Consider the following 25,254-nt stretch of genomic DNA (forward strand, 5'->3'; position numbering starts at 1 on the left):
GGGGGCGCGCGGAGTTTAGAGGCGTGTTCGCGCCAGGTGTGTGGTGGACCCCGATAACGTGCATCAGGAAAGCGATATGCGTGCGCTGCAGGGAGAGGGGGCGGGCCGCGCTCAGGCGCGCCGGAACGCGGCTGCGCCGGCGAAGCTTGCTGCGGCGCCGAGTTCGCGCTCGATGGCGAGCAGGCGGTTGTATTTCTCCACGCGGTCCGAACGGCTCGCCGAGCCGGTCTTGATCTGGCCGCAGGCGGTGGCCACGGCGAGGTCGGCGATGGTGGTGTCGCCGGTCTCGCCCGAGCGGTGCGAGGCGATCGCGGCGTAGCCGTGGCGGCGCGCCAGTGCCATGGCGTCCAGCGTCTCGCTCAGCGTGCCGATCTGGTTGGGCTTGATCAGGATGGCGTTGGCGATGCCCTTGTCGATGCCGCGGGCGAGCGTGTCGCTGTCGGTCACGAACAGGTCGTCGCCGACGAGCTGCAGGCGGCGCCCCAGGCGGTCGGTGAGCTGGCCCCAGCCGGCCCAGTCGTCCTCGGCCATGCCGTCCTCGATGCTGATGATCGGGTAATCACCCGCCAGTTCGGCGAGATAGCTGCCGAATTCGGCACACGTCGATCCAGCCCTTCGCCTTCGAGCCGGTAGCGGCCATCGTGATGGAATTCGGACGAGGCGCAGTCGAGTGCCAGCGCCACTTCCGCGCCCGGCTCGTAGCCGGCCCGTGCGATGGCGTCGACGATCAGGTCGAGCGCATGGCGGGTGTTGTTCACGTTGGGCGCGAAGCCGCCTTCGTCGCCGACCGAAGTGGGGAAGCCGTGCCTGTCGAGCAGGCTGCGCAGCGCATGGAACACGCCGACGCCGGCGCGCAGCGCGTCGCTGAAGCGCTCGAAGCCCAGCGGCACGATCATGCATTCCTGGATGTCGAGGCTGTTGTTGGCGTGCGCGCCGCCATTGACGACGTTCATCAGCGGTACCGGCAGCGTGGGCGCCAGGCCGTCCACCGCAAGGTGGCGGTACAGCGGCAGGCCGCGCGCGTTTGCCGCGGCGTGGGCGCAGGCGAGCGAGGCGGCGAGGATGGCGTTGGCACCCAGGTGCGACTTGTCCGCCGTGCCGTCGAGTTCGCACAGGCGGCGGTCGATGTCCGCCTGCCGGCTTGCATCCATGCCGGCGAGTTCGCCGGCGATGGGGCCTTCGAGGTTGGCGAGCGCCTTCAGCACGCCCTTGCCGCCGAAGCGGGCCGGGTCGCCGTCGCGCAGTTCCAGCGCTTCGCGCGTGCCGGTGGATGCGCCCGAGGGCACGGCTGCGCGGCCGTGATGGCCGGATTTCAGCGTGACGGTGGCCTGCAGGGTGGGGTTGCCGCGGGAGTCGAGGATCTCGAGGCCTTCGATGCGGAGGATTTCGTTCATGTCATCGTCCTGGTTCGGTGAGCGCGGGCTGCAGCGCTGAGGGGCCGGCCGTATCCGGCAGGCAGAGTCGGGGGGAGGGGCGTGCGCCCATCGCTGCAGGTGAGGATGGGCGCCGCCGCCGTGCCGGGTTCAGCGGCTCGGTTTTCCCCACAGCCGCAGTCGTGAGACGCCGCCGTCGGGGAAGATGTTGAAGCGGACGTGGGTGATGGTCCCGAGCTTGGCGACCTGCTCGGTGAAGGTGTGGATCGCATCCATCTCGAGCTTCTGCTCGGGCAGCAGGGTCTGCCAGAACATGGACTGGGTGGTGATGGAGCGGTCGGTACCGCCGGTGACATAGGCGGCCTGGACCGAGCAGCGGTCGGGGTAGTTGCCCTTGAAGAAGGCGGTATCGACCTCGATCTTCTCGACGGTGCCGGGCGCGCCCAGCTCGAGCACGCACCAGTCGTTGCCGGGCTCGCGGCGGCGGCGGGTCTCCCAGCCGTCGCCCATGTTCATGCCGCGGCCGGGCAGCAGCAGGGCGGCGGCGGAGGAGCCGAAGCTGGCGTCGTTCCAGGACACGGCGCGGCCGCCGTTCTCCATCGCCACCAGATCGACCAGTTCGCCGGCGGCGGCGGAAAGCGAGCCGACCGGCCGGCCATAGACGCGCAGCCGGGCGATGCCGCCGTCCGGGTACATGTTCACCCGCAGGTGGGTCCAGGCCTCGGCGCTGGCGCACTCGAGGATGTGGTGGCTGTTGGGGCCGCAGGGGGTGGCGGGCAGGATCTCGGTCCAGTTGGCGGCCTCGAGGGTTTCGGCGTCGTCGGAATCGGAGACGCAGGCCTCGATGGAGACGGCGGGCGGGTAGTTGCCGGTGAAGTGGGAAGTATCGACGTCGAAGCCGCGGATGAGGCCCTTGACGCCGAGCCGGACGATGGCCCAGTCATGTCCGGCGACGCGCTTGCGGCGGGACTCCCAGCCGTCCATCCACTTGCCGTTGGTGTCGAACTTGCCGGGGACGAACTGTGCGGGTTCGGGGTTGAGCATGCGTGAGACTTCGGCGAAGAAGTCGTCGGAGGTGGCGATCGCCTTGGCGCCGAGGCGCGGGTTGGCGAGATCGACCGAGCGCAGGGCCCAGTCGGGCAGTTCGGCGGGGGCGGCGAAGACGGGGGCGCCGGGGGTATGGCTGGCCATGGGAAAATCTCCTCTATCGATATGGATGTGCATGACGGCGGGCGTCGGATGCCCGCCGGGTTGGTGAAAACGCGGATGTCGGGATTACGGTATGTCAGGCGTGTGCAGCGGCCGTCCGTTCTTTACAGCGGCAGCGGGAAGCCGATGACACTCTTGGGGCGCGGCGGCGCATAAGTGCGGACCTTGGACGTCCGCAGCCCCAACCGGACCAGCGATTCGGCGATGCTCACGGCGGCGGCCACGCCATCGACCACCGGCACACCGGTACGCTCGCGCACCTTGGCCTCGAGCTCGGCCATGCCGCCGCAGCCCAGGCAGATCACCTCGGCATGGTCGTCGCGCACCGCGGCCTCGGCCTGGGCCACGATGGTTTCCACCGCGCGCTGGGGCTGGGTCTCCAGTTCCAGCACCGCCATGCCGCTGGCCCGGACCGAGGCGCAGCGCGCATCCAGCCCGGCCAGCTTCAGCCGGTCCTCGATCAGCGGCACGGCGCGGTCCAGCGTGGTCACGACCGAATATTTGTGGCCGAGGAACATCGCGGTCGAAGCGGCGGCCTCGGTGATGTCCACCACCGGCACCTCGAGCAGTTCCTGCAAGCCCTCACGGCCATGTTCGCCGTAACCGGCCTGGATCACCGCGTCGAAGGGCTGGTCATGGCGCATCACCGCGTCCATGACGCCGACGGCGCAGAGATAGCTTTCGAAGTTGCCCTCGACCGACTCGGCGCCGAAGCGCGGCGTCAGGCCGACGATCTCGGTGCCGGGGGCCGCGAACTTGCGGGCCTGCGCGGCAATGCCCTCGGTCATTGAGGCGGTGGTGTTCACGTTGACGATCAGAATGCGCATTTTTCTCTCCGGTCAATGATTGGTGGCCACGGCGATCGTTTCGCCATCACGGTCGGCATAGACCCTGCCCTTGGGTGCGATCAGGTAATAGAACAGCCCGCCGAGCCCCGCCGCGATGAACCACGAGAACTGCGACAGCACTTGCAGCGCCGGCAGGAAGGCGAACATCAGCGAGATCAGGGCCGAGGGGATCAGCGCCTTGATTGCGGCCGGGTTGATGCCGTTGACGTAGTGGTAGGGCCCCCGGGGATCCTCGGTGTAGAGCGCGGGCACATCGACGCGCTGCTTGCGGATCAGCCAGTAGTCGGCCATCACGATCCCGAACAGCGGGCCGAGGAAGGCGCCCAGCCCGCCGAGGAAATAGACGATCACGACCGGCGAGTTGTAGAGATTCCACGGCAGGATGACGAAGCCGATGACCGCGCTGACCACGGCGGCGCGGCGGAAGTCCAGGTGCCGGGGCAGCAGGTTCGCCAGCGCGAAGGACGGCGCGACGAAGTTCGCCATCAGGTTCACCGCGATGGTCAGGATCAGCAGGGCCAGGCTTGCCAGCGCCAGCAGGAAGGTGTTCGGGATCTTCTGGACCACGTCGGTCGGGCTCTGGATCAGCGTACCGTCGATGGACAGCTGGCCGCCGGTCAGGATCACCACGACCAGGCCGAAGATCAGCATGTTGATCGGAATGCCCCAGAAATTGCCCCTCACGATCGCCTTCTTCGAGACCGCGCCGCGGGTGAAGTCGCAGAAGTTCAGCACGAAGGTGCCGTAGATCGCCACCCACAGCGAGGCGCCGCCCAGAATCTGCGCCCACATCGCGCCGCCCGTCAGCGAGTCCGGCCGCGACCAGACCAGCTTGCCGCCCGAGGCATACAGCATCCAGCCCGCCAGCGACAGGAAGGTGACCAGGATGACGGGGCCGGCGAAGGCTTCGTACTTGCGGATGGATTCCATCCCGTAGCAGGCGATGATCACCTGCACGACCCACAGGATCGAGAAGCTGATCCAGCCCAGCACCGACAGGCCCAGCACGATCTGCTGCGACAGCGGCGCAAGGCTGGGCATCATGACGATCAGCAGCACGTCCAGCACCATCGAGGCCAGATAGGTCTGGATGCCAAACCAGACGATGGCGACGCCGCCCCGGATCAGCGCCGGGATCTGCGCGCCGCGGGTGCCAAAACTGATCCGGCTCATCACCGGGAAGGGCACGCCGGTCTTCTGGCCCATGAAGCCCGAGAAGTTCAGCAGCACGAACAGGAAAAGCGCGCCGAACATCAGTGCGGCAAGGATCTGCCACGCCCCCAGCCCCAGTGCGAACAGCCCGATGGCAAAGGAATAGTTGCCCAGGCTATGCACGTCATTGGCCCACAGCGCGAAGATGTTGTAGGCACTCCAGGTGCGGCCCTCCTTCTTGCTGGGTGCAAGGTCCTGGTTGTAGAGACGGGGTGAAGTCCCGGCCGGCAGTTCGAGTTCGTGATTGCCGTCATTGGCAAGGGATGCGCTGTGGCTCATGCCGCACCCCTTCCCCGCATCCGCCGCAATGTTGCGTGCGGGGGAGCGCAGGTTCGAACGGCGTTGCGGGACGTGTCCCCTTGTGGCCATCCTGGCCGATATGTGAATTCATGGTTCTCCTCCTTATTGTTTGAAGCCGGGATTTTTCCCGGCTCATGGCTCCAGTTCCTGCTGGAGATCGCGTGCATTCGGAAATCCGTGCTTTCGCCCTGGCTTCATGGCTGGCCATGAAGCGGCCTCCTCCGGGTGCGGCGGGTCGAGGCCGGTCGCCGGCACTGCGCGAGCGGCCCTTCCTCAGTGCGCTCATCCGGGCTGGTAGGGGTGTTTCTCGATCCAGTGCCGGGCGACATCGACGCGTCGGCAGACCCAGACGCGGTCGTGCTTCTCGATGTGGTCGAGGAAACGCTGCAGGGCCTTGAAGCGCCCCGGCCGTCCGAGCAGGCGGCAGTGCATGCCGATGCTCATCATGGCCGGTCGCTCCTCGCCTTCGGCATACATCACGTCGAAGGCGTCGCGCAGGTACTCGAAGAACTCGTCGCCGTGCGAGAAACCCTGGGGCAGGGCGAAGCGCATGTCGTTGGTGTCGAGGGTGTAGGGCACGACGAGGTGGGGCACGGTGTCGCCGTCGGTCTTCTGTACTTCGGTCCAGAACGGCAGGTCGTCGCCGTAGTAGTCCGAGTCGTACAGGAAGCCGCCGTAGTCGGCGACCAGGCGACGGGTGTTGGGCGAGTCGCGGCCGGTGTACCAGCCCAGTGCGCGCTCGCCGGTCAGGCGCTCGATGATCTCCATGCCGATGCGCATGTGCTCGCGCTCGATCTCTTCGGGGGTGTTCTGGTAGTGGATCCAGCGCCAGCCGTGGCAGGCGATCTCGTGGCCGAGTTCCTTGAAGGCGGCGGTGAGTTCGGGGTGGCGCTCGAGCGCCATGGACACGCCGAAGATGGTCATGGGCAGGCCGCGGCGCTCGAACTCGCGCAGGAAGCGCCAGACGCCGACGCGCGAGCCGTACTCGTAGATGCCTTCCATGGAGAGGTGGCGTTCGGGGTAGCTGGCGGCGTTGAAGAGTTCGGAGAGGAACTGTTCGCTGCCGGGGTCGCCGTGCAGCACGCAGTTCTCGCCGCCTTCCTCGTAGTTGAGGACGAACTGGACGGCGATGCGGGCGCGGCCGGGCCAGTCGGCGTGGGGCGGATTCTTGCCGTAGCCGATCAGGTCGCGCGGGTAGGTCTGCTGAGTCATGGTCGATCTCCTGTGGGATGCTGTCCGGTGCGCAGCTGCCGTGTATCAGGGATTCCTGCCGTCGATGACGCCGTGGCGTTCGAGCTGGATCTCGTCGCAGTTGTGTCCTTGTCCCTTGCGGTCGATGACGATGAAGTCGCAGACGCCGTCGAGTGCGAGCAGCGGGTGGTGCCATACGCCGGTGGCGTAGTTGACGCCCTGGTCGTGGCGGGCGAGGAAGACCTTGAGGTCCTCGACGGCAGGCGCTTGACCGGCCGGGGCGACGACGACGAGGTAGGGCTTGCCGGACATCGGGATGAAGGCCTGGGAGGCGAGCGGATGACGCTCCATCATCTGCACGGTGAAGGGCAGGCTGCGGGGTTGACCGCGGAAGATGGAGACGATGACGCGGCCGTCGGGCCCGGGCTCGACGTTGGCGAGGTCGTGGTAGCGCTCGGTGTTGCCGGCGTTGATGGTGAAATGCTGGACCGCGTCACAGGCCTCGATGACGTCGCCGAAAGGGGCGAAAGCCTCGCGGGTGAGGGGCTGGGCCTGCAGCGTGAAGGCGGCAGGCACGGCGGTAGGCACGGCGGTCGATGGAGCCGTCGATGTGTGGCTGGCCATGGGAAAGCTTCCTGTATCTATATGGATACGTATGACGGCGGGCGTCGGGCGCCCGCCGGCTGGGGAGGGAGCGTGGAGCTCAGGCGCGAGAGGGCCGGACGTCCGGCGCTGCAGCGTCCTCGATGTCGGCCACCGTGGCGGCTTCCGCTTCGGCACGGGCGGCGGCGAGGGCTTCGGGCTGGATCGGCGCATGCAGGTCGACGACGATCTCGCCATCGAGCACCTTGTGGGCGCGCTCGCGGTCGATGTCCTTTTCCCACACGCCGATGACGACGGTGGCCACGCAGTTGCCGATCATGTTGGTCAGCGCACGGGCCATGCCCATGAACCAATCCACCGACAGCACCAGCACCAGGCCGATGGCGGGAATCGCCGGCACCGCGGACAGCGTCGCCGCCAGGATCACGATCGCCGAGCCGGGCACGCCGTGCGCACCCTTGGAGGTGACGAGCGAGATGGCGAGAATGGTCAGCAGGTCGGCGGTGGATAGCGGCGTGTTGGTGGCCTGGGCGATGAAGACCGCCGCCAGCGTCAGGTAGATCGAGAAGCCGTCGAGGTTGAAGGAGTAGCCGGTGGGGATCACCAGGCCCACGGTGGAATCCTTCACGCCCATCAGCTCGAGCTTGCGCATGACCTGCGGCAGCACGGAATCGGACGACGCGGTGCCGAGCACGACCAGCAGTTCCTCGCGCATGTACTTCAGGAACTTGAAGATGTTGAAGCCCGCCAGGCGCAGGATGATGCCGAGCACGGCGACGACGAAGATCACGCAGGTGACGTAGAACAGCGCCACCAGCATGCCGAGCTGCTTCAGCGAGCCGACGCCGTATTTGCCCACGGTGAAGGCGATCGCGCCGAGCACGCCGAGCGGCGCGAGCTTGACGATGAAGCCGATCAGCTTGAAGAACACGTGCGACAGGCTGTCGATGGCAGCCGTCACCGGGCGCCCCTTCTCGCCCATCGCCGCCACCGCGGTACCGAACAGGATCGCGATCAGCAGCACCTGCAGGATGTCGCCCTTGGCAAAGGCATCGATGAAGGTGGTCGGGATGATCTTCATGATGAAGTCGACCGTGCTCGTGGCCTGGGCGACGCGGTCGGTGTAGGCGGACATCGCCGAGGCGTCGAGCGAACTCGGGTCGACGTTCATGCCGACGCCGGGCTGCAGCGTATAGGCCAGCAGAATGCCGAGCGCCAGGGCGAAGGTGGTGACGATCTCGAAGTACACCAGCGCCTTGACGCCGACGCGGCCGACCTTCTTCAGGTCACCCGTGCTGCAGATGCCATGCACGACGACGCAGAACACCAGCGGCGCGATGATCATCTTGATCAGCTTGATGAAGCCGTCGCCGAGCGGCTTGAGCTGGGCGGCGAAATCGGGCCATGCGACGCCGACGATCACCCCGAGGATCAGGGCGATGACGACTTGCCCGAACAAAGTTTTGTAGAAAGGTTTCTTCATGGCTCACCTCGCGAACCGTGTGGAGGGGGCTGCTGCGTGCAGGCACGCCGGCAACCGCTGTGGTTTGGTGCCGCATCCAGGCGGGCCGGGGTTCGGCGGACCTGTTTCGGCCACCGCAGTGTGGGCATCGGATGGGATGCCCAGTGGCGGTGTGCTCATATCGTTTCTGAAATGTTAGTTATAACTTCAGTGATATGGTAATAGAAATTTTGAATGGTATAAGACTAGAATGTCGGCAGGCATTTGCCTTGACACCGCCGTATGTGGCAATGTGACCCATCACACGGGAGTATCGAGATGAACATGCCGGACGCCGACGGCTTGCTGCTGGCCGACAAAGCCTTCCTCGCACTGCGGGAATTGTTGATTGGGGGCGGTTTGCGCGCGGGCCAGTTCGTGTCGATGCCCGATCTGGTGAAATCGATCGGGCTGCCGATCGCACCCATCAGGGAGGCCGTCAAGCGCGCCGAATCCGCTGCGCTGGTGCGCGTGCTGCCCAAGCGCGGCGTCGTCGTCATGGAAGCCACGCCGGAACAGGCGCGCGAGTGCTTCCATCTGCGCACGATCTTCGATCAGGAGGGCGCGCGCCAACTGGTGCGCGAAGGCTCGGCGGGCAAGCTCGACACGCTACGCGAAATGCATCAGCGCGTGCTCGATGCCGCCCGCCGCGGCATCACGCCCTCGCTGCAGCGCGAGGCCAAGGCGGTGGACTGGGCGCTGCATTCGACGCTCGCCGATGCGCTGGACAACGACAGTGCGCGCGAGATCTATTCGCGCAACCGCGACCGCATCTCGATCATCCAGCATTCGCGGCCGCTGCTGCCCGACCGTATCGTGCCGGCGATGGAGGAGCACCTGGAGATCATCGACAGGATCATCGAGGGCGACGAAGAGCGTGCGGCGGCAGCGGTGCGCGACCACTTCCGCCAGACCCTGCGCTGGTGGGGCATCATCTGAAGGGGCGCGGCGCCGGGCAGCCCGGCGCCGGGGCGTGAAACATTACCTCGGGGCGGGGTGCCCGCTCTCGCAGGATGCCGTCCCGGCCCGCTCCAGCATCGCGTGCAGCAGCACCTTGGCCCCAGCCTCCAGGTGGGCAGGGTCGGCATCCTCGACTTCGTTGTGCGAGATGCCGTCCTTGCACGGCACGAAGATCATCGCGGTGGGGGCGGTGCGCGCCACGTAGACCGCGTCGTGGCCGGCGCCGCTGACGATGTCCAGGCAATCGCAGCCGGCGCGTTCGGCGCCGTGGCGGATCGCATCCACCAGTACCGGATCGAAGGCCGCCGGCGGGTAATACACCACCTGCTCGAGCGTCACGCCGACCGGGAAATTGCGTTGCAGCTCGGCTGCGGCCTGGCGCAGCGCCGCGTCCATGTCGAGCAGGCCGGCATCGTCGGCATGGCGGAAATCGACGGTGAAATCCACCCGGCCGGGGATGACGTTGCGCGAGTTCGGGTGCACATGCACGCAGCCCACGGTGCCGCGGCCGTGGGGCTGGCGCGCCAGCGCGATGTCCACGACCTGCTGCATCAGATGGGTGGCGGCATACAGCGCATCCTTGCGCAGCTTCATCGGCGTGGGACCGGCATGGGACTCCATGCCGCTGACGCTGACGTCGTACCAGCGCTGGCCGAGCGCGCCGGTGACCGCGCCGATGACGATGCCGGCGTCCTCGAGCACCGGGCCTTGCTCGATGTGGGCCTCGAAATAGGCGCCGAAGCGCGGTGCGCCGCTGCCGACCGAGGCCGGCGCGGGGCCGGCGTAGCCGATTGTCGCAAGCGCCTCGGCGACAGTGACGCCATCATGGTCGGCGCGCGACAGCGCGTGCTCCAGGGTGAAATCGCCGCAATACACGCCCGAGCCCATCATCACCGGCACGAAGCGCGAACCTTCCTCGTTGGTCCATACGCAGACTTCGATCGGCGCCTCGGTGCGCACGCCGTGATGGTTCAGGGTGCGAATGACTTCCAGTCCGGCCATCACGCCGTAGTTGCCGTCGAACTTGCCGCCGGTGGGCTGGGTGTCGATGTGGCTGCCGGTGGCGATCGCCGGCAGATCGTCGCGCAGGCCCGGGCGGCGAGCGAAGATGTTGCCGATCGCATCGATGCGGACGCTGCAGCCTTCGGCGCGGCACCATTGCACGAACAGGTCGCGCGCCTGGCGGTCGAGTTCGGTCAGCGCCAGGCGGGCGACGCCCCCTTTTCGGTGGCGCCGATGCGGGCCAGATCCATCAGCGACTGCCACAGGCGGGCACCATCGACGGCCAGCGTGGCGGTGGGGAGCAGACGATCGTTCATTGATTGACTCCGGTTCAGGCCACCGCGCCGAGGGCCGCGCGCACGGTGTCGAAGATGCGTGCGAGCTCGTCCGGGGTGGAATCGAGGAAAGGCGCGAATTGCAGGATGTCGCCGCCGTTGCGGATCACCACGCCGGCTTCGAAGCATTTCAGGAACACTTCGAAGCCCCGTGCGCCGGGTTCGCCGGGGCGCGGTTCGAGTTCGATGCCGCCCATCAGGCCGAAATTGCGCACGTCGATCACGTGCGGCGCGCCCTTCAGCGCATGGATGGCCTCCTCGAACACCGGCTCGATGGCGCGGGCACGGGCGAAAGTGTCTTCCTCGCGATACACCTGCAGCGTCGCCAGCCCGGCGGCGGCGGCGACCGGATGGCCGGAATAGGTGTAGCCGTGGAACAGTTCGACCGCGTTGTCCGGGCCCTGCATCAGGGCCTGGTAGATTTCCTCGCGCACGATCACCGCACCCATCGGAATCACGCCGTTGGTCAGGCCCTTGGCGGTGGTGATGATGTCCGGCACGACGCCGAAGCGTTCGGCGGCGAAGGGCGCGCCGACTCGGCCGAAGGCGGTGATGACCTCGTCGAAGATCAGCAGGATGCCGTACCGGTCGCAGATCTCGCGCAGGCGCTGCAGGTAGCCGAGCGGTGGCACCAGGATGCCGGTGGAGCCGGACACCGGTTCGACGATCAGCGCCGCGATGTTGGACGCATCGTGCAGCGCCACCAGGCGTTCGAGGTCGTCCGCCAGCTCCGCGCCCCAGCCCGGCTGGCCGCGGCTGAAAGCCATGTCGGCGCGGCTGTAGGTGTGGCGGATGTGGTCGGTGCCGGGCAGCAGCGCGGCGCTGAAGACCTTGCGGTTGCCGGGGATGCCGCCCACCGACATGCCGCCGAAGTTCACCCCGTGGTAACCGCGCTCGCGGCCGATCAGGCGGGTGCGCTGGCCTTCGCCGCGCGCGCGGTGCCAGGCCAGTGCGATCTTCAGCGCGGTGTCGGCGGATTCCGAACCGGAGTTGGTGAAGAACACCCGTTCCAGCCCCTTGGGTGCCAGCGCAGCCACTTCGCGCGCCAGCGCGATCGCGCGGTCGTTGCTGACCTGGAAGCTCATGCCGTAGTCCAGCGTGCCGACCTGCTCGCGCACCGCCTCGACGATGCGCGGATGGCAATGGCCCAGCCCCGAGGTCCACAGCCCGGAAAAGCCGTCGAGCAACTGACGGCCGTCATCGGTGGTGTAGTAGTGGCCGCGCGCGCCGGTGATCACGCGGGGCGTTTTCCAGAAAGCACGGTTGGCGGTGAAGGGCAGCCAGTAGGCGTGATCTTGGGACATGGCGGGCATCCGTACAGGAAAGGTTCGAGCGATAAGCAGAAATTCCCTGCCATCCTAGCGGTATGGACAGGTGTGGAAGACGATGGAAAACGACAGTAAAGTTTCAGAAAAACGAAACAGATTCACCGAGATGGGTTTCGCCCAGTGGACTTGCAGCCACTTGTTGCCTCAACCCACAGCCGTCAACGAGGGCGATGATATGGGGCATAGAGCCCATTCCACAGTTCGAGGCCACAGTACCGCGCGACCGGAATCCTGCAGGTCCAGAATTCAGACTCTGTCCAGCGGACTCACTACCCCCATCCCGCCGCGGTTGAGCACATGGGTGTAGATCATCGTCGTCTTCACATCGGCGTGACCAAGCAATTCCTGCACGGTACGAATGTCGTAGCCACCTTCCAGCATGTGGGTGGCAAAACTGTGGCGCAAGGCATGGCAGCTCACCGGCTTGTCGATGCCCGCCGCCTTCGCCGCAGCATGAACCGCCTTCTGCAAGCTGCTCTCATGCAGGTGATGACGCCTCACGGTGCCGTCGCGCGGGTCGGCCGCCAGCCGACTGGCGGGAAAAACATACTGCCAACCCCATTCACGCGCCGCACCCGGATACTTGCGCGCCAGCGCATCGGGCAGATACACGGCCCCGGCCCCCAACGCGAGGTCGTCATGATGCAAGGACCGGACCTTGTCCAGATGGCGCCGCAGCGGCTCAATCAGACGCTGCGGTAGCGGAACCACGCGATCCTTCTGGCCCTTGCCGTCGCGCACCACGATCTGGCCATAGGCAAAGTCGACATCCTTGATCCTCAAGCGCAAGCATTCCATCAGGCGCATTCCGGTTCCGTACAGCAGCGCAGCCATCGTCGCCGGCATGCCCTGCAAAGCCGCCAGCAGTCGCCTCACCTCGTCCGTGGTCAACACCACCGGCAAGCGCTGCGGACGCTTCGCGCGCGCAAAAGCGCCCAACTCGCTCAAGGGCTGTTCCAGCACCTGAGCGTAAAAGAACACCAGCGCATTGAGCGCCTGATTCTGCGTATTGGCTGCCACTTGCCCCTGCACTGCGAGTGCTTGCAGAAAAGCCTTCACCTGTGCCGTCCCCACCTGCGCCGGGTCGCGGCCGCCGATAAAGCGCAGATAGCGCTCAAGCCATCCAAGATAGGCTTGCTCAGTGCGAATCGAATAATTGCGCTGTCGGATCACCGCTACCAGGCGGTCACCCGGCGTAAGCCGTGAACCGCCATCGCCATTTCCCTCAGGCAGGGAGGGCGGATTGGCCATTGCGCGCGCAATCGTTGGATGGCTTGCCCCCAGGGTACGACCCCCTTTGCGCCAGAATGCCCAATCCACCTCGGTCGCTGCAGGCGCCCCCACCATTGTCAACAAGTGGCGCACCGCATCAACCGCCTGCGTAAACTGCCACGCAGGCATTCCGTCCACCCTGCCCAGCTCACCCAGCCAGGATTCCACGATGGCTGCCGAGTGAGTGGCGAGGCGCTGGCCGTCAGCGGCCTTGACATAGGCCGCGGCGTGGCGGGCGTACCACTGCAGCGCCGCCGGTTTCACACCGGATTCAGCGAGTGAAAACCGGTACTTACGCCAGAAGCGGGCTACCGTGTCGGAGTGGTTTGACAAGGTCATGGGCCTGGACTAACGTCATCGTCGATGCAGTTGGAAGTTGTAGGCGTAAATGCTAAACAAATAATTTGGGGCGAACAATATGTGGATTCCGTCTCACTCATCCACCAGCCCGTTCCGTCTACTACACTGTTAGGCCCGCATGGACAGACCTCAGCACTCTCGCCCTCTTTGGATCGGACTTGTCGCCTCGATTGTGTTTGTCCCGGCGTTGATGGCCCTGCTCATGGTCTTCTCCTCGGAGCGGGTAATGGTTCCGCCGATTCTTGTCCTGCTCATGGGGCTCTTCATTTCCACCTCAGTTGCTTTGCTCATAGAGCTGCCGCTAGCCCTGTGGTTACGCTCGCGCGGTCGATTGAGCGCAATCAATCTATGCATGGCTGGCGCACTAGTTGGCGCTCTTGTGCTCGGCCTTTATTCGCTGCATTCCAACTACTGGCCGCAGATGAATGACCAAGAGCTTGCCCATTGGATCGCCCGACAAGCCGCGCTCAAGGCCCTCTTACCTGGCGGCATCTATGGGCTTTTGTCCGCTGCTGCATTTTCAGCGGGTGCGGGCCTAACAATTCGTTCAAGCCGAACCCAACCCGCTATGCGGGCTGGGTCGGCTTAACTCAGGCGTTAGGTGTCATATGACGATCACGATGATTTTAGCACTGGCTACTCTCGCGGTACCGCAATCTTCGGAAGAGAGGGTAGTTTCTACATGCGTTGAGACGACAATAACTAGTCGCGGACTATTTACAAAAAGAAGGATTCATCTCAGCTCTGGCAGCGCATCATTCGATGCAAATGCGCTAAGACTACTTGAGGGTATTGATCTGCGTGAGATCTATCCAACTATCGAGAAGCCGCAATCCGGTTACGTGGTAGTCACTCAGGATCAAAGGGGAAATCCTGGGTTCTCTCTTAAGGAGAGATTGCTGTCGGAATGCCCGGCAACTCAGGGTGACACCTAACAATTCATTCAAGCCGACGCCACTTCGTGGCGCGGCTTAACTCAGGCGTTAGCCAGCACTGGGGGATCTATGCGGTTTGAACCATGGATTGGCGAGAAATACTTGACCGAAGGGCTGTCCGGTGTCCGCGTTCTCGCACTTGGCGAGTCGCACTATGCGGAGCCCGAGTTCGCTAGCGCCACCTTTACAACGGAAGTCGTCCGTGAGTGCGTATATGAGGGGCGTGTTGCATATTTCACAAAGGTTGCAAAGCTCCTTCGGGGCATCGGTGCTGGCGTTTACATGCCAGATGATGCTTTAAGAGATACATGGGATCGCATCGCCTTTTACAACTACATACAGCAAATGCTTCCGGCTCCAAGAATTCGCCCAACCGATGCAATGTGGAAAGAAGCGCAAGAAATTTTTCCCTCTGCTATAGAGCGGCTTCAACCGCAACTCATTGTCGTCATGGGTAAGAATTTGCGCGAGTGGTTTGTGCCTCCGCAAGGCGTTGAGGTTTGCTTTACAGAGCACCCCTCGTCTTCCAGCTTTAGCTATGAGCCGTGGTCTACAGATATACAGTCGGCGTACTCGCAGGTGCTGGCTAACAATTCATTCAAGCCGACGCCGCTTCGCGGCGCGGCTTAATTCAGGCGTTAGGCGCACAAAAAGCATGGACTCACACTTCCTCTCAATATTTCGGCAGGCTGATGCTCCTGTTGCTCGTGGCAAGTACTTATCACGTATCTTCGGCATCTTTTCCGAGGAAATTGTTCGCATGTGGGCCAGCGATCCCCGTTGCCCCTACGAAGACTTGGGGCGTCCCACGCTTCGGAAACAAGGTGAAAAAGCAGGGGCCACGCTTGACTTCACGTTACGCCATAAAGAGACAGGGAAGTCCTATATCGCCGAACTGAAGTGCGAGATCGAATATCAAAACTACAAATACCTTGTTTTATCGGACATCAAGCAACTCGCACATCACAATAAAGCAGCTTTCTTTGCTTTACTTGATGCAGCAGCAAAGAGTCCGGAGCAACAGGCATTTGTTGGCGGCAAGGAGCTCGCCATAGACGGTGCAATTCTCATATGGGGAGCGGCCACGCCGGAAGGGAAGCGTGCTGTCATTGATGCATATGGGTTCTCTGAGATCTTGACTATGGCTGAGATCATCTATGATCTTCGAGGCTGGGGGTACGAGCCATACCGCAAGCTAATAGAAGATAGGCGTTCATGGTCAAACGAGTTGTTTGACGCATTGCTAGCACCTCAGAGATGACGTGTGCGCCTAACAGGGTGATGCAAAAACGCGGAATGCTGCAGCCATGTTGGAGGCCGGCTTGATTGTCGCGACGACTTCGTTCCGGAAACTGAATTTTGGAAGCGATGCGTTTTATCGGAGCGGTCGTTCGGAGATGCCGAAAAGGTTCGGTCGCCGGCCTCGTTCATGTATTCTTCAGCCCCGCGCCGCTCAATTTCGCGATTCGCAGAAGGTTGTAAGCTGCTCCCGAGATGAAGGCCGCCATCTGGGTTTTGGCCTGTCCAATGAAACGCGTCTTGCGCAATCCGCCGACGGTTTTCAGCCAGCCGAAGATTTCTTCGACGCGTTTTTGCTTTCGCTGGCTGATTCGATACCCTTCGGTGCAGGTCGTGCGACCATCAAGTCCCGGCGTTTTGCGATCAGCAATTCTCGCGATATGCGGACGAATCTGATGCTCGCGCAGGTGCGCGACGAAATCCTTGACGTTGTAACCCTTGTCCGCCGCCAACGTCTTGGGATGAATGCGACGGCGACGGGCGCGCGTGAGCAGGGATCGTGCAGCACGGTGTTCGGCCTGCGTCGATTCGGTGATCAGAATGTCGACGCACAGCCCGTGGCGGTTCTCCATGAGCACATGCCCGCCGTAGCTGAGCTTCGCCGGCTGGCCGTTGCCCTTTCTCATGAGGCGAGAGTCCGGATCGGTTGTGCTTTGATGCGTTGCGTTCGAGCGCTTCTCACCCTTGAAGTCGACCATCCCGGTGCCGTCGCCGCCGTCCTTCGGGGGCTCACCGTCCTTGCGCTTGAAGCTCTTGAACGAGGCCCAGGCGTCAATCAACGTGCCGTCGACAGTGAAATGATCCGACGACAACAGGTGCTCCCGGCGCGCGAGGCACACCACTTCATCGAAAAAGCGCCGTGCCACGTCGGTTGCGACAAGGCGTTCGCGAAGGCGGCTGAAGTTCGATTGATCGAGGCTGGCGCTCTCCAGATCCATGTCGAGAAACCAACGAAAGAGGATGTTGTAGTCGAGTTGCTCGCAAAACTGCCGATCCGAGCGAATCGAGTACAGCGCGATCAGCAATTGGCCCTTGAGGAGGCGCTCGGGGGGAATCGACGGGCGTCCCACGCTCGAATACAGCACATCCAGCTCCGCCGAGATGGCGGCGAGCGCTCGGTCGGCCAGCTTCTTCACCCGCCGCAGCGGGTGCTCCGGGGGGACGCGCGACTCGGGCGAGAAGTAATGGAACATCGAGGACTGGGGGTCAAGTTGGCCGCGCATCGCTGTCAGGATGGAAGTTTCGGGAACGTCTTTATGACAAATGCTATCTTGGTTCGTTCACTGAGTTCTGCATCAATCTGCTAACAATTCATTCAAGCCGACGCCGCTTCGCGGCGCGGCTTAATTCAGGCGTTAGGCCCCGAAAAGAGATCATGGACGCTGATCAAAAATTCGAGATCCTCAAGACTGAGCTGTCGCTGATTCAAGCGACGCTCGACAAATACGATGACCTGATATTTCGTGGACGCAACCTGTTTGTAACGCTCTGGATTGCTTCGTTAGGCCTTGCTTTCACCATCAAATCGCCAGCCGTGCCGCTACTAGCCGCTTTACTATCAATTCTTTACTGGTTTCTTGAGGGGATGATGAGACACCAGTACTGGTTCAAGTACGTAGATCGTTATCGCTTTCTTAGGAGCCAGCTCAACAGCCCGGAGTTCAAGCTGAGTGCTGTCTCCGTTTACGATCTAACAAACCATTTTCATAGGGCGGAGCAATCTCGCTGGGCACGTGTAAAGGCATGCTTCTTCAAACTTGAGCCTAGTATCTCTTTTGGTGTAATGGGAGCGGCAGCAATCCTCATTTGGTTATTGATCCACGCTGGGGTTCTGACCTTCCCGGTCGGGCCTAACAATTCATTCAAGCCGACGCCGCTTCGCGGCGCGGCTTAATTCAGGCGTTAGGCGGCATGACCAACTGTCCCATTTGCTTATCACCACTAGAAGCAATTGACGTCGCGCCTTGCTTCGACTGCGGGCATGCTCCCCGCGAGCTCGGGGAATGTCTTCGAGGTGAACACGAGTACCACGCCTTCAAATTGTGGGGGAAAGAGATTGTCCTATGCGACTTCTGTGATGCAGACTTTGGCTCATACTTCCCAGATTACTGGGGCCTGCCAGAAGGGCCTCCCTCGGACTACCCGCTTGAGCTTCTACACAAGATCGACAATCCGAGTATTAGCCAAGATCTGTACTGTGCAAGCTGCAAACACCGTTTGGCGTTTCTTGTGTTCCGCTCTCACGCACTGGCACACAATGCCGCCTAATTCATTCAAGCCGATGCCGCTTCGCGGCACGGCTTAATTCTGGCGTTAAGCTGCGCACATAATCAACGGCAGATGAGCATGGCCCAGAAATTTGCGACAGTTCGAGAGCTTTTGTATTGGGAGTATGCCAAGCTGATCGCCGGATCAGCCAGAGGTGATCGAGCTGCATATGGTTTTGTTACTTACACCTATAAGCGGCTTCGCGCAGGAGAGCTGACACCATCGGCCATCCTCAGAGAAAACAAGCTCCTTGTGCAAGAAAGTGTTTCATGTGCCTACTGTGGTGCTGGAGGCATACTTGAATGGGAGCACATCATTCCACTTTCCATTGGTGGTCCTGACACCATCGACAATTTGGTAAAAGCATGCCGCTCGTGCAACGCCGCAAAAAGGGCGAAAGATCCCTATCAATGGCTACTTGATCTTGACCAAGAGGTGCCGCGCTTAGTTTTGGGTAAGCTTCTAAAAATGCTATTTGAGGCATATGATCTGCGTGGGCTGCTTGATTCTGTCGAATACATGAAAAATCATGCTATCAAGCGTCGAACGCTAACAAGAATTTTTGCTCAAGAAGAAGGCAATAAGAGGAGCTGAAATGTTTTACGAAGCAAGGGTATAACCTTTCGCTCAACCGGACTTGCCTACGGCAATCCGGTTAGCTTCGCTGTTAGCCGTCGCTGAAACAATGCAATATTTTTGAGGTATAGAGCATGAAATACGATGATTCTCGTATTGATGACGCGGTTCTTGCGCTCCTCGCTGCTTTTAGCTTCGATGATGGCCGAGCCTGGAAAGGATTTGACTTCGATGTAATGAATCGACTGCATGCGCAAGGACTCATTGATGATCCAAGGGGCAAGGCCAAGTCAATCTGGCTCACCCCAGAAGGACTTGAGCGCGGCCGCAGCATTGCTGAGCGCATGTTCGGTGCACGCCCCAAGGGTGACGGCTAACGATTAATTCATTCAAGCCGACGCCACTTCTCGGCGTGGCTTAATTCAGGCGTTGGGCATGACGAAAATCAGCATCAGCAAAGTTGTGGCAACTGACTGGCCAGCTCTAGCAGCCTGCGTCGGTATTCCAATAATTTGGGCAGTCCACTTCATATTTCCCTTAATTCGTCAAATTAAAGTTCCTCTGCCCATTTTGCTTCCTGTCTGTATCTCTGTGACCCTATTCGTGTGTCTTGCTTGGCGTTTCGCCCGCATCGCTCAACTCTTTTCTCATGGTCAGCTCACTGTAGGTCAAATCACGGGTCTGAGCATTGTCAAAGATCGTGGGCGTCTTGAGTTCGTTTTCGAGTATCAAGGCAAGGTCGTCTCAGCTTGGATGCCAATTCACAAAAACAAGGCTGTACTTTCACTTACCTGCGGCGCTAACGTCGAGGTGTTGTTTGATGCATGCACGCCAACCAAAGCCATCATTAAGCATCTTTACGCAGCATGAGAGCGTACCGAATCTCTATGGTGGCTGGTATCATGCCGAACAGGGCGCTCCAGCGGATGGGCCACTCACTACGCTCGCGTCCCGCCCCTGAGCTTGGGCATTAGGCGAAAGTCAGACCATCCGGTATCGAAACGGAGAAATTTCAATGGCAACCAATACTACCGAGTGTCCCTCAACAATCGTCGGGAGGTAGCCATGAGCGGTTTTGAAGATCACCAGGATCGGCTCAAGAGCCATCTTCACGGAATACCGCCGGTGGGCCCGGCGAAGAACGTGTCGGAGGCCATGGCCGATGCCGAAGCGGCCCAGGTGTTGAAGCAGCAAGGCGGCGGGTCGCTGCAGGCGGGCAACCTAGGGTGGCTGCTACGGCTGTGGGACAAGGGGCCGGTCGGTCGAGGCCTGTTCCTGCTGGTGCTGCAGGTGCCGCTGATTATCCTGGCAAGCAGCCTGCCCGGCATCCTGAGCCTGCTGGCCATCTTCGCCTCGACGGTGATGCTGATCGTGTCTTTTGCGATGATTGCCTACGGCGGCATCCGCAGGCTGTTCAACGGCCGGCGCAAACCGTGAGGCAGCCTCCAGGGTCTGCTGCGTTTTCAGCAAGTAGCCCGGATAAGTGCAGCGCATCCGGGATCATTCGCCACTCAAGAGCGCTGCATAACTGGTATCAGTCCCGATGCGGGCTGGGTAAATGAAATCACGTTTTAGCGCGTCCCCAGCCGATCTTGCTTCGCAACGCGGCTTATTCAGGCGTTATGCCCATGAATATTGACGGTCTGGAGAATGTGCGAGACATCTTCTCCATCTTTCATGATGGCTCGATCAGCGCCTGCGCTCTTGATGGAGACGATCTGACGCTGGAAGTCGAGATTCAATACTTGGCAGAGCGAGTAAATCCAGGATTTCGGAAGTTCAAGGTCCGGCTATTTGGGGTAAGCAACGTCCGCTTCTCCACTTGGCCAAGTGATATGAAGTCGGATTCGGCCGTACTCACAGATGTTCCGGATATCTTTGATGCCGATCTTGAGATACTCGAGGGCAATCTGAGCGGGGAGGAGATTGAAGTTGTTTGCAATCAGCACTCCTCTAGCCTCCCGTATTGTGGCGGGGAGCTGCGCTTCCACTGTCTCCGCTTCGAAGTCACGGACGAAGGTGGAAAAGGCTATTCGATCGAAGAGCTGAGCGAACTTTCCCAGGGTTACTGGGATGAATGGTCCAGTCGGAGTCAGGCATAAAAAGCCGCTGGTTCTGACTCGAAAAAGCGAGACGCTTTTGCTCGCGGCACAGTGGCGGTGTTAGCGGTTTTATGCAGGCATTGTTCCTTCAGCTGAAAGTTTGTGTGGGTATGAAGTCACAAATGAGATCAAGCCCTAAGCATCTTCGTTGGAGATGGTTATGCTTTTATCTTTAGTTTATGGATGATTGCCATGAAGATCTCGATTAAATCGTATCAGGCAAACATGCCCGAAAAAGCTCCCGCGCAAGGAGGTTTGCGCCTGGATAAAACCGGCATTTCTTCCTCACAGAACGCCAGTTCGAGTACAGCAGAAACCGTCTCGATATCCAGTTCGGCACAGGCGTTTTATGTTCAAAGCAGCGCTGCTGAACGACAAGTGTCCATGTCCAAGGGCGGATTAAAAGGGCTGTATGAAAAAGGACAGAATGATATTTCTAGATTTGGAAGCCTTATTTCAGGCGGAAACTATAAGAAGGAAGATTTGCTTCCAAAGACGGATGATCCCCATCGCTTGGCATTGGGCCAGAAGTCATTGGATTATGCTGTCGGCCTCTCTCAACTTCCACCCAAACATCTTTCGAATCCATTCTCGGGCATGGCGCGGAACGACCTGAGCGCCATTGTCTATGATGACTCGGGAATCTATACGGATGCGGAGCGCTATGCCGCTTATGGGGAACTCACCCATCAGGATTCCGTATATTTTACCAAGTTGGCCACAAAAATAACGAACGGTGGCGACAACCGCGAATTTTACAAGGGTATCCTGGACTATCTCGATGAGCTGTCTCCGGTGGAGAAGGCAGCCTATCCAGACGGACACAGGGACTTCTACGACCGCCTCTACCAAGAACAGCTGGACCTATGGGGGTCGCTTGCCCTCCTGAAGCAACCGACCGAGGAAGATTCCGAGATGTTGTCCGAGAGCATCTTCAAGAAGGGACAGTCATCGGAGGAGATGCTGCAGGCTCTCCTGGAGAAGGCGATTGCGCTTTCCATGTCGTCCAAGGGGTAATGCTGATCGGATTGTTGTGATTCGCTGCATTGATCGTGGCAGGCTACGATTTTTCAACCGCCTGTCGTAAACATTCGGCTCATCGAATATCGTCGCGACATGGCCTGAACGCTCGTTGCGACAGGTGAGCGCTGCCGTGCTGACTGGTTTCAGTTCTGCCCTGCGATTCTCTCCGCCATCGCGATCAGGCTGCGGTCGCTGCCTGCTGGCCCGAGCAGCGACAGGCCGAGCGGAGCGCCGTTGCGGCGCGCGAGCGGCATCGAAAGCTGCGGGAAGCCCGACAGGCCGGCGAGGCTCAGCAGCATGATGGATTTATTGCGGTAGTCCTCCAGGGTGCTTTCGTCGGCGCTGCGCAGCGGTGCGACGTCGGGCATCGTCGGCAGCACCATCACGCCGTCGCTGCCGAGCAACTCGGCGAGTGCGGTCGTGACCTGGCGGCGGACGGCCCAGGCTTCCTCGCACTGCGCGTCGGTGACCGCCTTCGACCACTGGAAGCGTTCTCGCACGCCGGGGCCGAGCACGAGGCCATGCTTCTCGATCAGCTCGCCGTCGCTCTGCCAGGCTTCGTGGCCCTGGATGTAGCGGAAAGCCCAGTAGTTGCGCTCGAAGCCTTGGGGGGCCATCTCCACCGGCAGCGAGCGGCCGAACAGGGTTTCCACCCGCTCCATGGCCGGGCACAGGACGTCGACGACCTGCGGGTCCAGCAGCCCCCAGCCGTCGGTTGGTCTCAGCAGCCGCGGCGAAGTGGGCAGTGGGGCGCTGTCCTCGCCGAGCAGCACGCTGCCGACGCGGGCGAAGGTGGCGGCGTCGCGGGTGAAGAAGCCGCAGGTGTCGAAGCTGGGCGCGAGGTCGAGGCAGGCTTCCAGGCTGATGCGGCCGTGCGTCGGGCGCAGGCCGAACAGGCCGCAGTGGCTGGCGGGGCAGCGCACCGAGCCGCCGGTGTCGGAGCCGAGGGCGAAATCGACCAGGCCGTTCGACACCGCCGCTGCCGAGCCCGACGAGGACCCGCCGGTGATCTGCTCGGGCGCGCCGCCGTTGAGCGGCGCGCCGAAGTGGGCGTTGATGCCGGACATCGAGAAGGCCAGTTCGTCGGTGATGGTCTTGCCCAGGCAGCGCGCGCCGGCGTCGAGCAATTGCTGCACCACGGGCGCGTTTTGCGTCTTGATGCCGGATAGCGCCAGCACGTGCGGATTGCCGCCGCCGGTCGGGTAGCTGGCGACGTCGAACAGATCCTTGACGGCGAAAGTCAGGCCGGCCAGCGGGCCGTCGGCGGCGTGGGGCAGTTCGACGCCGGGGTAGGGGACGAAGGCGTGGGCGGGGTCGTGTTCGAGCAGCATGGCGTGGTGGCGAAAAAGGGGGTGAAGGTCTCAGGCCGGCACAGCATCGTGCGTCGCATGGGCAAGGCGGACGATGGCGCCGGCGGTGGCGTCGGTGCGCAGGCAGCGGGCGAGATGGCCGTCGCCGAGCTCGACCGCGTCGGGGCGGGTCTGGTGACAGGGCGCTTCGGCATAGGCGCAGCGTTCGGCGAAGGCGCAGCCTGCCGGCAGGTTGGCGAGGTCGGGCGGCGAGCCGGGGATGCTGGCCAGCCGCGCGCCTTTGGCCATCGCGCCGTCGGCGCGCGCCTGCATCAGCGCCAGGGTATAGGGATGGCGCGGGTTGCGCATGATGTCGCGGGTGTCGCCTTCCTCGACGATGCGGCCGCCGTACATCACCGCGAAGCGGTCGGCGACTTCCACTGCTGCGCCCATGTCGTGGGTGACGAAAATGATCGCCAGCCCCAGCTCGCGCTGCAGTTCGCGCAGCAGCAGCAGGATCTGGATCTGCACCGTGGCGTCGAGCGCGGTGGTGGGCTCGTCGGCCAGCAGCACCTGCGGCCGGCAGGCCAGCGCCAGCGCGATCATGGCCTGCTGGCGCATGCCGCCGGACATCTCGTGCGGATAGGCGTCGAGACGGCGCGCCGGGCTGGGGATGCGCACGCGTTCGAACAGTTCGAGCGCGCGCTTGCGTGCTTCTTCCTTGCTGACGGCTTCGTGGCGGCGGATGGATTCGACGATCTGCGCGCCGACGGTATACACCGGATCGAGCGCCAGCAGCGGCTCCTGGAAGATCATCGACGCCACCTTGCCGCGATAGCCGGCCAGGGCCTTGGGGCCGAGCGCAAGCACGTCGTGGCCGGCGATGTCGATGCGGCCGCTGATCTGCGTGCGGCGCTCCGGGTGCAGGCGCAGCAGGCTGCGCAGCGTGACGCTCTTGCCGGAGCCGGATTCGCCGATCAGGGCGACCGATTCGCCGCGTGCAACCTGGAGATCGACGCCATTGACGGCTTCAACCGGCTTCTTGCCGCCGGTGAAGACCACGCGCAGGTCGCGCACGGCGACGAGCGGACTGGTCTTGGTAGGTGGTGTGGTGCTGGAGGACGGGTTCATGGACGGCGCTCCTTTCAGGCGGCTTCGACGAGGGCTGTGGCCGCGTTCGACTGGGCCGCATCAGGCCGGGCCGTGGCCGGCCTGGCCTGGCGATGGCCGCTGCCGGGCTCGTGGATCAGACAGGCGGTTTCGCGCCCGCCGGCCTCGGCCAGCACCGGCACTCGCTCGGCGCAGACCGTCTCGGCCAGCGGGCAGCGGGTGTGGAAGCGACAGCCCGGCGGCGGATCGATCGGGTTGGGCGGATCGCCCGCCAGCGGGGCTTCCTCGGTGCGGCGGTCGGGGTCCATCGACGGCATCGACGACAGCAGCGCGCGGGTGTAGGGGTGGCGGGGATCGTCGAACAGCGCTTCGGCCGGGCCGGTTTCGGCGACCTTGCCGAGGTACATCACCATCACCCGGTCGGAGATGTAGCGCACCACGTGCAGGTCGTGGCTGATGAAGATGTAGGTGAGGCCGAATTCGTCCTTCAGGTCCATCAGCAGGTTCAGCACCTGGGCCTCGACGGACTTGTCGAGCGCCGACACCGCTTCGTCGAGGATCACCAGGCGCGGTTCGCTCGCCAGCGCGCGGGCGATGTTCACCCGCTGGCGCTGGCCGCCCGAGAGTTCGTGCGGCCAGCGTTCGGCGAAGCGGCGCGGCTCCAGGCCGACGCGGGCGAGCAGGTCGCGGGCGCGGGTGACGGCTTCGCGCCGCGGCACGCCGTGCACCTGGGGGCCGAAGGCGATCGAATCCTGGATGGTCAGGCGCGGGTTCAGCGAGGAATAGCTGTCCTGGAACACCATCTGCACCTGGCGGTGGTATTCGCGCAGCGGCAGCGCGGAGGAGCCCACGGTTTCGCCGTCGAACACGATATCGCCGGCCGAGGGCGCGATCAGGTGCATCAGCAGGCGGGCGGTGGTCGATTTGCCGCAGCCGGATTCGCCGACCACGCCCAGGGTTTCGCCTTTCAGCACCTTGAAATCGACGCCATCGACCGCGCGCACGACCTTGCCGCCGCCGTTCAGCGTTTCCAGGAAGCTCTTCTTCAGCTCGAAGTGCTTCATCAGTCCATTCACCGTCAGCAGCGGCTGGGCCGGGCCGCCGCGGTCGCCGTCGATTTCTGCGCCAATGTGTTCGACGCTCATTCCGATGCTCATG

General features: G+C 62.6%; 24 protein-coding genes and 1 pseudogene. 10 read left to right on the top strand and 15 right to left on the bottom strand.

Annotated features, from left to right (window positions below):
* Nucleotides 1-111: 111 nt before the first annotated feature.
* The 7 genes and pseudogenes from eno to AAFL97_RS05585 all read right to left on the bottom strand — a co-directional run bounded on the left by eno (nucleotide 112) and on the right by AAFL97_RS05585 (nucleotide 8,219).
* A pseudogene (eno, locus tag AAFL97_RS05555) lies at nucleotides 112-1,394 on the bottom strand (phosphopyruvate hydratase).
* A gap of 129 nt (nucleotides 1,395-1,523) precedes the next feature.
* Nucleotides 1,524-2,564: an allantoicase gene (gene alc, locus AAFL97_RS05560; RefSeq protein ID WP_341644063.1), complete on the bottom strand. Its 1,041-nt coding sequence runs from the start codon at nucleotides 2,562-2,564 to the stop codon at nucleotides 1,524-1,526.
* Nucleotides 2,565-2,686: 122 nt separating this feature from the next.
* Nucleotides 2,687-3,409 (bottom strand): aspartate/glutamate racemase family protein, encoded by a 723-nt coding sequence (locus AAFL97_RS05565; protein WP_341644064.1) that lies wholly within the window; start codon nucleotides 3,407-3,409, stop codon nucleotides 2,687-2,689.
* Between the two features lie 12 nt (nucleotides 3,410-3,421).
* Entirely contained in the window at nucleotides 3,422-4,921 is a 1,500-nt protein-coding gene (locus AAFL97_RS05570) for an NCS1 family nucleobase:cation symporter-1 (RefSeq protein WP_341644065.1), read from the bottom strand.
* Between the two features lie 303 nt (nucleotides 4,922-5,224).
* Nucleotides 5,225-6,154, bottom strand: coding sequence for an allantoinase PuuE (gene puuE, locus AAFL97_RS05575; RefSeq protein WP_341644066.1), 930 nt, complete (start codon nucleotides 6,152-6,154; stop codon nucleotides 5,225-5,227).
* Nucleotides 6,155-6,199: 45 nt separating this feature from the next.
* Nucleotides 6,200-6,757, bottom strand: coding sequence for an ureidoglycolate lyase (locus tag AAFL97_RS05580; RefSeq protein ID WP_341644067.1), 558 nt, complete (start codon nucleotides 6,755-6,757; stop codon nucleotides 6,200-6,202).
* A 79-nt stretch (nucleotides 6,758-6,836) separates the two neighbouring features.
* On the bottom strand, nucleotides 6,837-8,219 hold the full coding sequence (locus AAFL97_RS05585) for a C4-dicarboxylate transporter DctA (RefSeq protein ID WP_341644068.1): 1,383 nt from the start codon (nucleotides 8,217-8,219) through the stop codon (nucleotides 6,837-6,839).
* Between the two features lie 297 nt (nucleotides 8,220-8,516).
* Here AAFL97_RS05585 and AAFL97_RS05590 point away from each other — a divergent pair, with 297 nt between their 5' ends.
* The gene (locus AAFL97_RS05590; RefSeq protein ID WP_341644069.1) at nucleotides 8,517-9,176 is read left to right on the top strand and encodes a GntR family transcriptional regulator; all 660 of its coding nucleotides are present in this window, start codon (nucleotides 8,517-8,519) and stop codon (nucleotides 9,174-9,176) included.
* A 42-nt stretch (nucleotides 9,177-9,218) separates the two neighbouring features.
* On the opposite strand, the gene AAFL97_RS05595 is transcribed toward AAFL97_RS05590, so the two are convergent.
* From AAFL97_RS05595 to AAFL97_RS05610, 4 genes are all read right to left on the bottom strand, one after another.
* Nucleotides 9,219-10,403: a Zn-dependent hydrolase gene (locus AAFL97_RS05595; protein ID WP_341647103.1), complete on the bottom strand. Its 1,185-nt coding sequence runs from the start codon at nucleotides 10,401-10,403 to the stop codon at nucleotides 9,219-9,221.
* Entirely contained in the window at nucleotides 10,394-10,516 is a 123-nt protein-coding gene (locus AAFL97_RS05600) for a hypothetical protein (RefSeq protein WP_341644070.1), read from the bottom strand. Before AAFL97_RS05600 ends, AAFL97_RS05595 begins: the two co-directional genes overlap by 10 nt.
* 14 nt (nucleotides 10,517-10,530) lie before the next feature.
* A complete protein-coding gene (locus tag AAFL97_RS05605) occupies nucleotides 10,531-11,838 on the bottom strand; it encodes an aspartate aminotransferase family protein (protein WP_341644071.1) in 1,308 nt (435 codons plus the stop codon).
* A gap of 270 nt (nucleotides 11,839-12,108) precedes the next feature.
* Nucleotides 12,109-13,473, bottom strand: a complete 1,365-nt coding sequence (locus tag AAFL97_RS05610) for an integron integrase (RefSeq protein WP_445954473.1) — start codon at nucleotides 13,471-13,473, stop codon at nucleotides 12,109-12,111.
* Nucleotides 13,474-14,531: 1,058 nt separating this feature from the next.
* Here AAFL97_RS05610 and AAFL97_RS05615 point away from each other — a divergent pair.
* Together AAFL97_RS05615 and AAFL97_RS05620 are read left to right on the top strand one after the other, a co-directional pair.
* The gene (locus tag AAFL97_RS05615) at nucleotides 14,532-15,059 is read left to right on the top strand and encodes a hypothetical protein (RefSeq protein ID WP_341644072.1); all 528 of its coding nucleotides are present in this window, start codon (nucleotides 14,532-14,534) and stop codon (nucleotides 15,057-15,059) included.
* 25 nt (nucleotides 15,060-15,084) lie between these two features.
* Nucleotides 15,085-15,690, top strand: a complete 606-nt coding sequence (locus tag AAFL97_RS05620) for a hypothetical protein (RefSeq protein ID WP_341644073.1) — start codon at nucleotides 15,085-15,087, stop codon at nucleotides 15,688-15,690.
* Between the two features lie 166 nt (nucleotides 15,691-15,856).
* On the opposite strand, the gene AAFL97_RS05625 is transcribed toward AAFL97_RS05620, so the two are convergent.
* Nucleotides 15,857-16,951, bottom strand: coding sequence for an IS5 family transposase (locus tag AAFL97_RS05625; RefSeq protein WP_341644074.1), 1,095 nt, complete (start codon nucleotides 16,949-16,951; stop codon nucleotides 15,857-15,859).
* A 152-nt stretch (nucleotides 16,952-17,103) separates the two neighbouring features.
* Between AAFL97_RS05625 and AAFL97_RS05630 the strand changes: the two genes are divergently transcribed.
* The 7 genes from AAFL97_RS05630 (at nucleotide 17,104) to AAFL97_RS05660 (ending at nucleotide 21,691) form a co-directional block, all read left to right on the top strand.
* On the top strand, nucleotides 17,104-17,622 hold the full coding sequence (locus AAFL97_RS05630; RefSeq protein WP_341644075.1) for a hypothetical protein: 519 nt from the start codon (nucleotides 17,104-17,106) through the stop codon (nucleotides 17,620-17,622).
* A 452-nt stretch (nucleotides 17,623-18,074) separates the two neighbouring features.
* Nucleotides 18,075-18,590 (top strand): HNH endonuclease, encoded by a 516-nt coding sequence (locus tag AAFL97_RS05635; RefSeq protein WP_341644076.1) that lies wholly within the window; start codon nucleotides 18,075-18,077, stop codon nucleotides 18,588-18,590.
* A 116-nt stretch (nucleotides 18,591-18,706) separates the two neighbouring features.
* Nucleotides 18,707-18,949, top strand: a complete 243-nt coding sequence (locus AAFL97_RS05640; protein WP_341644077.1) for a DUF6429 family protein — start codon at nucleotides 18,707-18,709, stop codon at nucleotides 18,947-18,949.
* 58 nt (nucleotides 18,950-19,007) lie between these two features.
* Nucleotides 19,008-19,442: a hypothetical protein gene (locus tag AAFL97_RS05645; protein WP_341644078.1), complete on the top strand. Its 435-nt coding sequence runs from the start codon at nucleotides 19,008-19,010 to the stop codon at nucleotides 19,440-19,442.
* A gap of 165 nt (nucleotides 19,443-19,607) precedes the next feature.
* Nucleotides 19,608-20,009, top strand: coding sequence for a hypothetical protein (locus tag AAFL97_RS05650; RefSeq protein WP_341644079.1), 402 nt, complete (start codon nucleotides 19,608-19,610; stop codon nucleotides 20,007-20,009).
* Nucleotides 20,010-20,200: 191 nt separating this feature from the next.
* Nucleotides 20,201-20,674 (top strand): hypothetical protein, encoded by a 474-nt coding sequence (locus AAFL97_RS05655; RefSeq protein ID WP_341644080.1) that lies wholly within the window; start codon nucleotides 20,201-20,203, stop codon nucleotides 20,672-20,674.
* 192 nt (nucleotides 20,675-20,866) lie between these two features.
* Nucleotides 20,867-21,691, top strand: a complete 825-nt coding sequence (locus AAFL97_RS05660; protein WP_341644081.1) for a hypothetical protein — start codon at nucleotides 20,867-20,869, stop codon at nucleotides 21,689-21,691.
* A 149-nt stretch (nucleotides 21,692-21,840) separates the two neighbouring features.
* Here the strand turns inward: AAFL97_RS05660 and AAFL97_RS05665 are convergent, their stop codons facing one another.
* The 3 genes from AAFL97_RS05665 to AAFL97_RS05675 are packed head-to-tail and all read right to left on the bottom strand — an operon-like array spanning nucleotide 21,841 to nucleotide 25,253.
* Complete coding sequence (locus AAFL97_RS05665) at nucleotides 21,841-23,028, bottom strand: amidase (RefSeq protein WP_341644082.1); 1,188 nt, start codon at nucleotides 23,026-23,028, stop codon at nucleotides 21,841-21,843.
* Between the two features lie 30 nt (nucleotides 23,029-23,058).
* Nucleotides 23,059-24,117, bottom strand: a complete 1,059-nt coding sequence (locus AAFL97_RS05670) for an ABC transporter ATP-binding protein (protein ID WP_341644083.1) — start codon at nucleotides 24,115-24,117, stop codon at nucleotides 23,059-23,061.
* A gap of 14 nt (nucleotides 24,118-24,131) precedes the next feature.
* Nucleotides 24,132-25,253 carry an ABC transporter ATP-binding protein gene (locus AAFL97_RS05675; protein WP_341644084.1) on the bottom strand — a complete coding sequence of 374 codons (1,122 nt, stop codon included), beginning with the start codon at nucleotides 25,251-25,253 and terminating at the stop codon, nucleotides 24,132-24,134.
* Between the last annotated feature and the right edge of the window lies 1 nt (nucleotide 25,254).

Source organism: Thauera sp. SDU_THAU2 (assembly GCF_038260575.1).
Classification (GTDB): domain Bacteria; phylum Pseudomonadota; class Gammaproteobacteria; order Burkholderiales; family Rhodocyclaceae; genus Thauera.

Bases quoted from the DNA above. Each gene is read 5' to 3' on its own strand.
- AAFL97_RS05665 (WP_341644082.1), bottom strand. From the start codon at position 23,028: ATGCTGCTCGAACACGACCCCGCCCACGCCTTCGTCCCCTACCCCGGC.
- AAFL97_RS05660 (WP_341644081.1), top strand. From the start codon at position 20,867: ATGAAGATCTCGATTAAATCGTATCAGGCAAACATGCCCGAAAAAGCT.
- AAFL97_RS05670 (WP_341644083.1), bottom strand. From the start codon at position 24,117: ATGAACCCGTCCTCCAGCACCACACCACCTACCAAGACCAGTCCGCTC.
- AAFL97_RS05610 (WP_445954473.1), bottom strand. From the start codon at position 13,473: ATGACCTTGTCAAACCACTCCGACACGGTAGCCCGCTTCTGGCGTAAG.
- AAFL97_RS05570 (WP_341644065.1), bottom strand. From the start codon at position 4,921: ATGAGCCACAGCGCATCCCTTGCCAATGACGGCAATCACGAACTCGAA.
- AAFL97_RS05605 (WP_341644071.1), bottom strand. From the start codon at position 11,838: ATGTCCCAAGATCACGCCTACTGGCTGCCCTTCACCGCCAACCGTGCT.
- AAFL97_RS05630 (WP_341644075.1), top strand. From the start codon at position 17,104: ATGGACGCTGATCAAAAATTCGAGATCCTCAAGACTGAGCTGTCGCTG.
- AAFL97_RS05585 (WP_341644068.1), bottom strand. From the start codon at position 8,219: ATGAAGAAACCTTTCTACAAAACTTTGTTCGGGCAAGTCGTCATCGCC.
- AAFL97_RS05645 (WP_341644078.1), top strand. From the start codon at position 19,008: ATGACGAAAATCAGCATCAGCAAAGTTGTGGCAACTGACTGGCCAGCT.
- AAFL97_RS05600 (WP_341644070.1), bottom strand. From the start codon at position 10,516: ATGAACGATCGTCTGCTCCCCACCGCCACGCTGGCCGTCGATGGTGCC.
- alc (WP_341644063.1), bottom strand. From the start codon at position 2,564: ATGGCCAGCCATACCCCCGGCGCCCCCGTCTTCGCCGCCCCCGCCGAA.
- puuE (WP_341644066.1), bottom strand. From the start codon at position 6,154: ATGACTCAGCAGACCTACCCGCGCGACCTGATCGGCTACGGCAAGAAT.
- AAFL97_RS05675 (WP_341644084.1), bottom strand. From the start codon at position 25,253: ATGAGCATCGGAATGAGCGTCGAACACATTGGCGCAGAAATCGACGGC.
- AAFL97_RS05625 (WP_341644074.1), bottom strand. From the start codon at position 16,951: ATGCGCGGCCAACTTGACCCCCAGTCCTCGATGTTCCATTACTTCTCG.
- AAFL97_RS05590 (WP_341644069.1), top strand. From the start codon at position 8,517: ATGAACATGCCGGACGCCGACGGCTTGCTGCTGGCCGACAAAGCCTTC.
- AAFL97_RS05655 (WP_341644080.1), top strand. From the start codon at position 20,201: ATGAATATTGACGGTCTGGAGAATGTGCGAGACATCTTCTCCATCTTT.
- AAFL97_RS05580 (WP_341644067.1), bottom strand. From the start codon at position 6,757: ATGGCCAGCCACACATCGACGGCTCCATCGACCGCCGTGCCTACCGCC.
- AAFL97_RS05640 (WP_341644077.1), top strand. From the start codon at position 18,707: ATGAAATACGATGATTCTCGTATTGATGACGCGGTTCTTGCGCTCCTC.
- AAFL97_RS05635 (WP_341644076.1), top strand. From the start codon at position 18,075: ATGGCCCAGAAATTTGCGACAGTTCGAGAGCTTTTGTATTGGGAGTAT.
- AAFL97_RS05620 (WP_341644073.1), top strand. From the start codon at position 15,085: ATGGACTCACACTTCCTCTCAATATTTCGGCAGGCTGATGCTCCTGTT.
- AAFL97_RS05565 (WP_341644064.1), bottom strand. From the start codon at position 3,409: ATGCGCATTCTGATCGTCAACGTGAACACCACCGCCTCAATGACCGAG.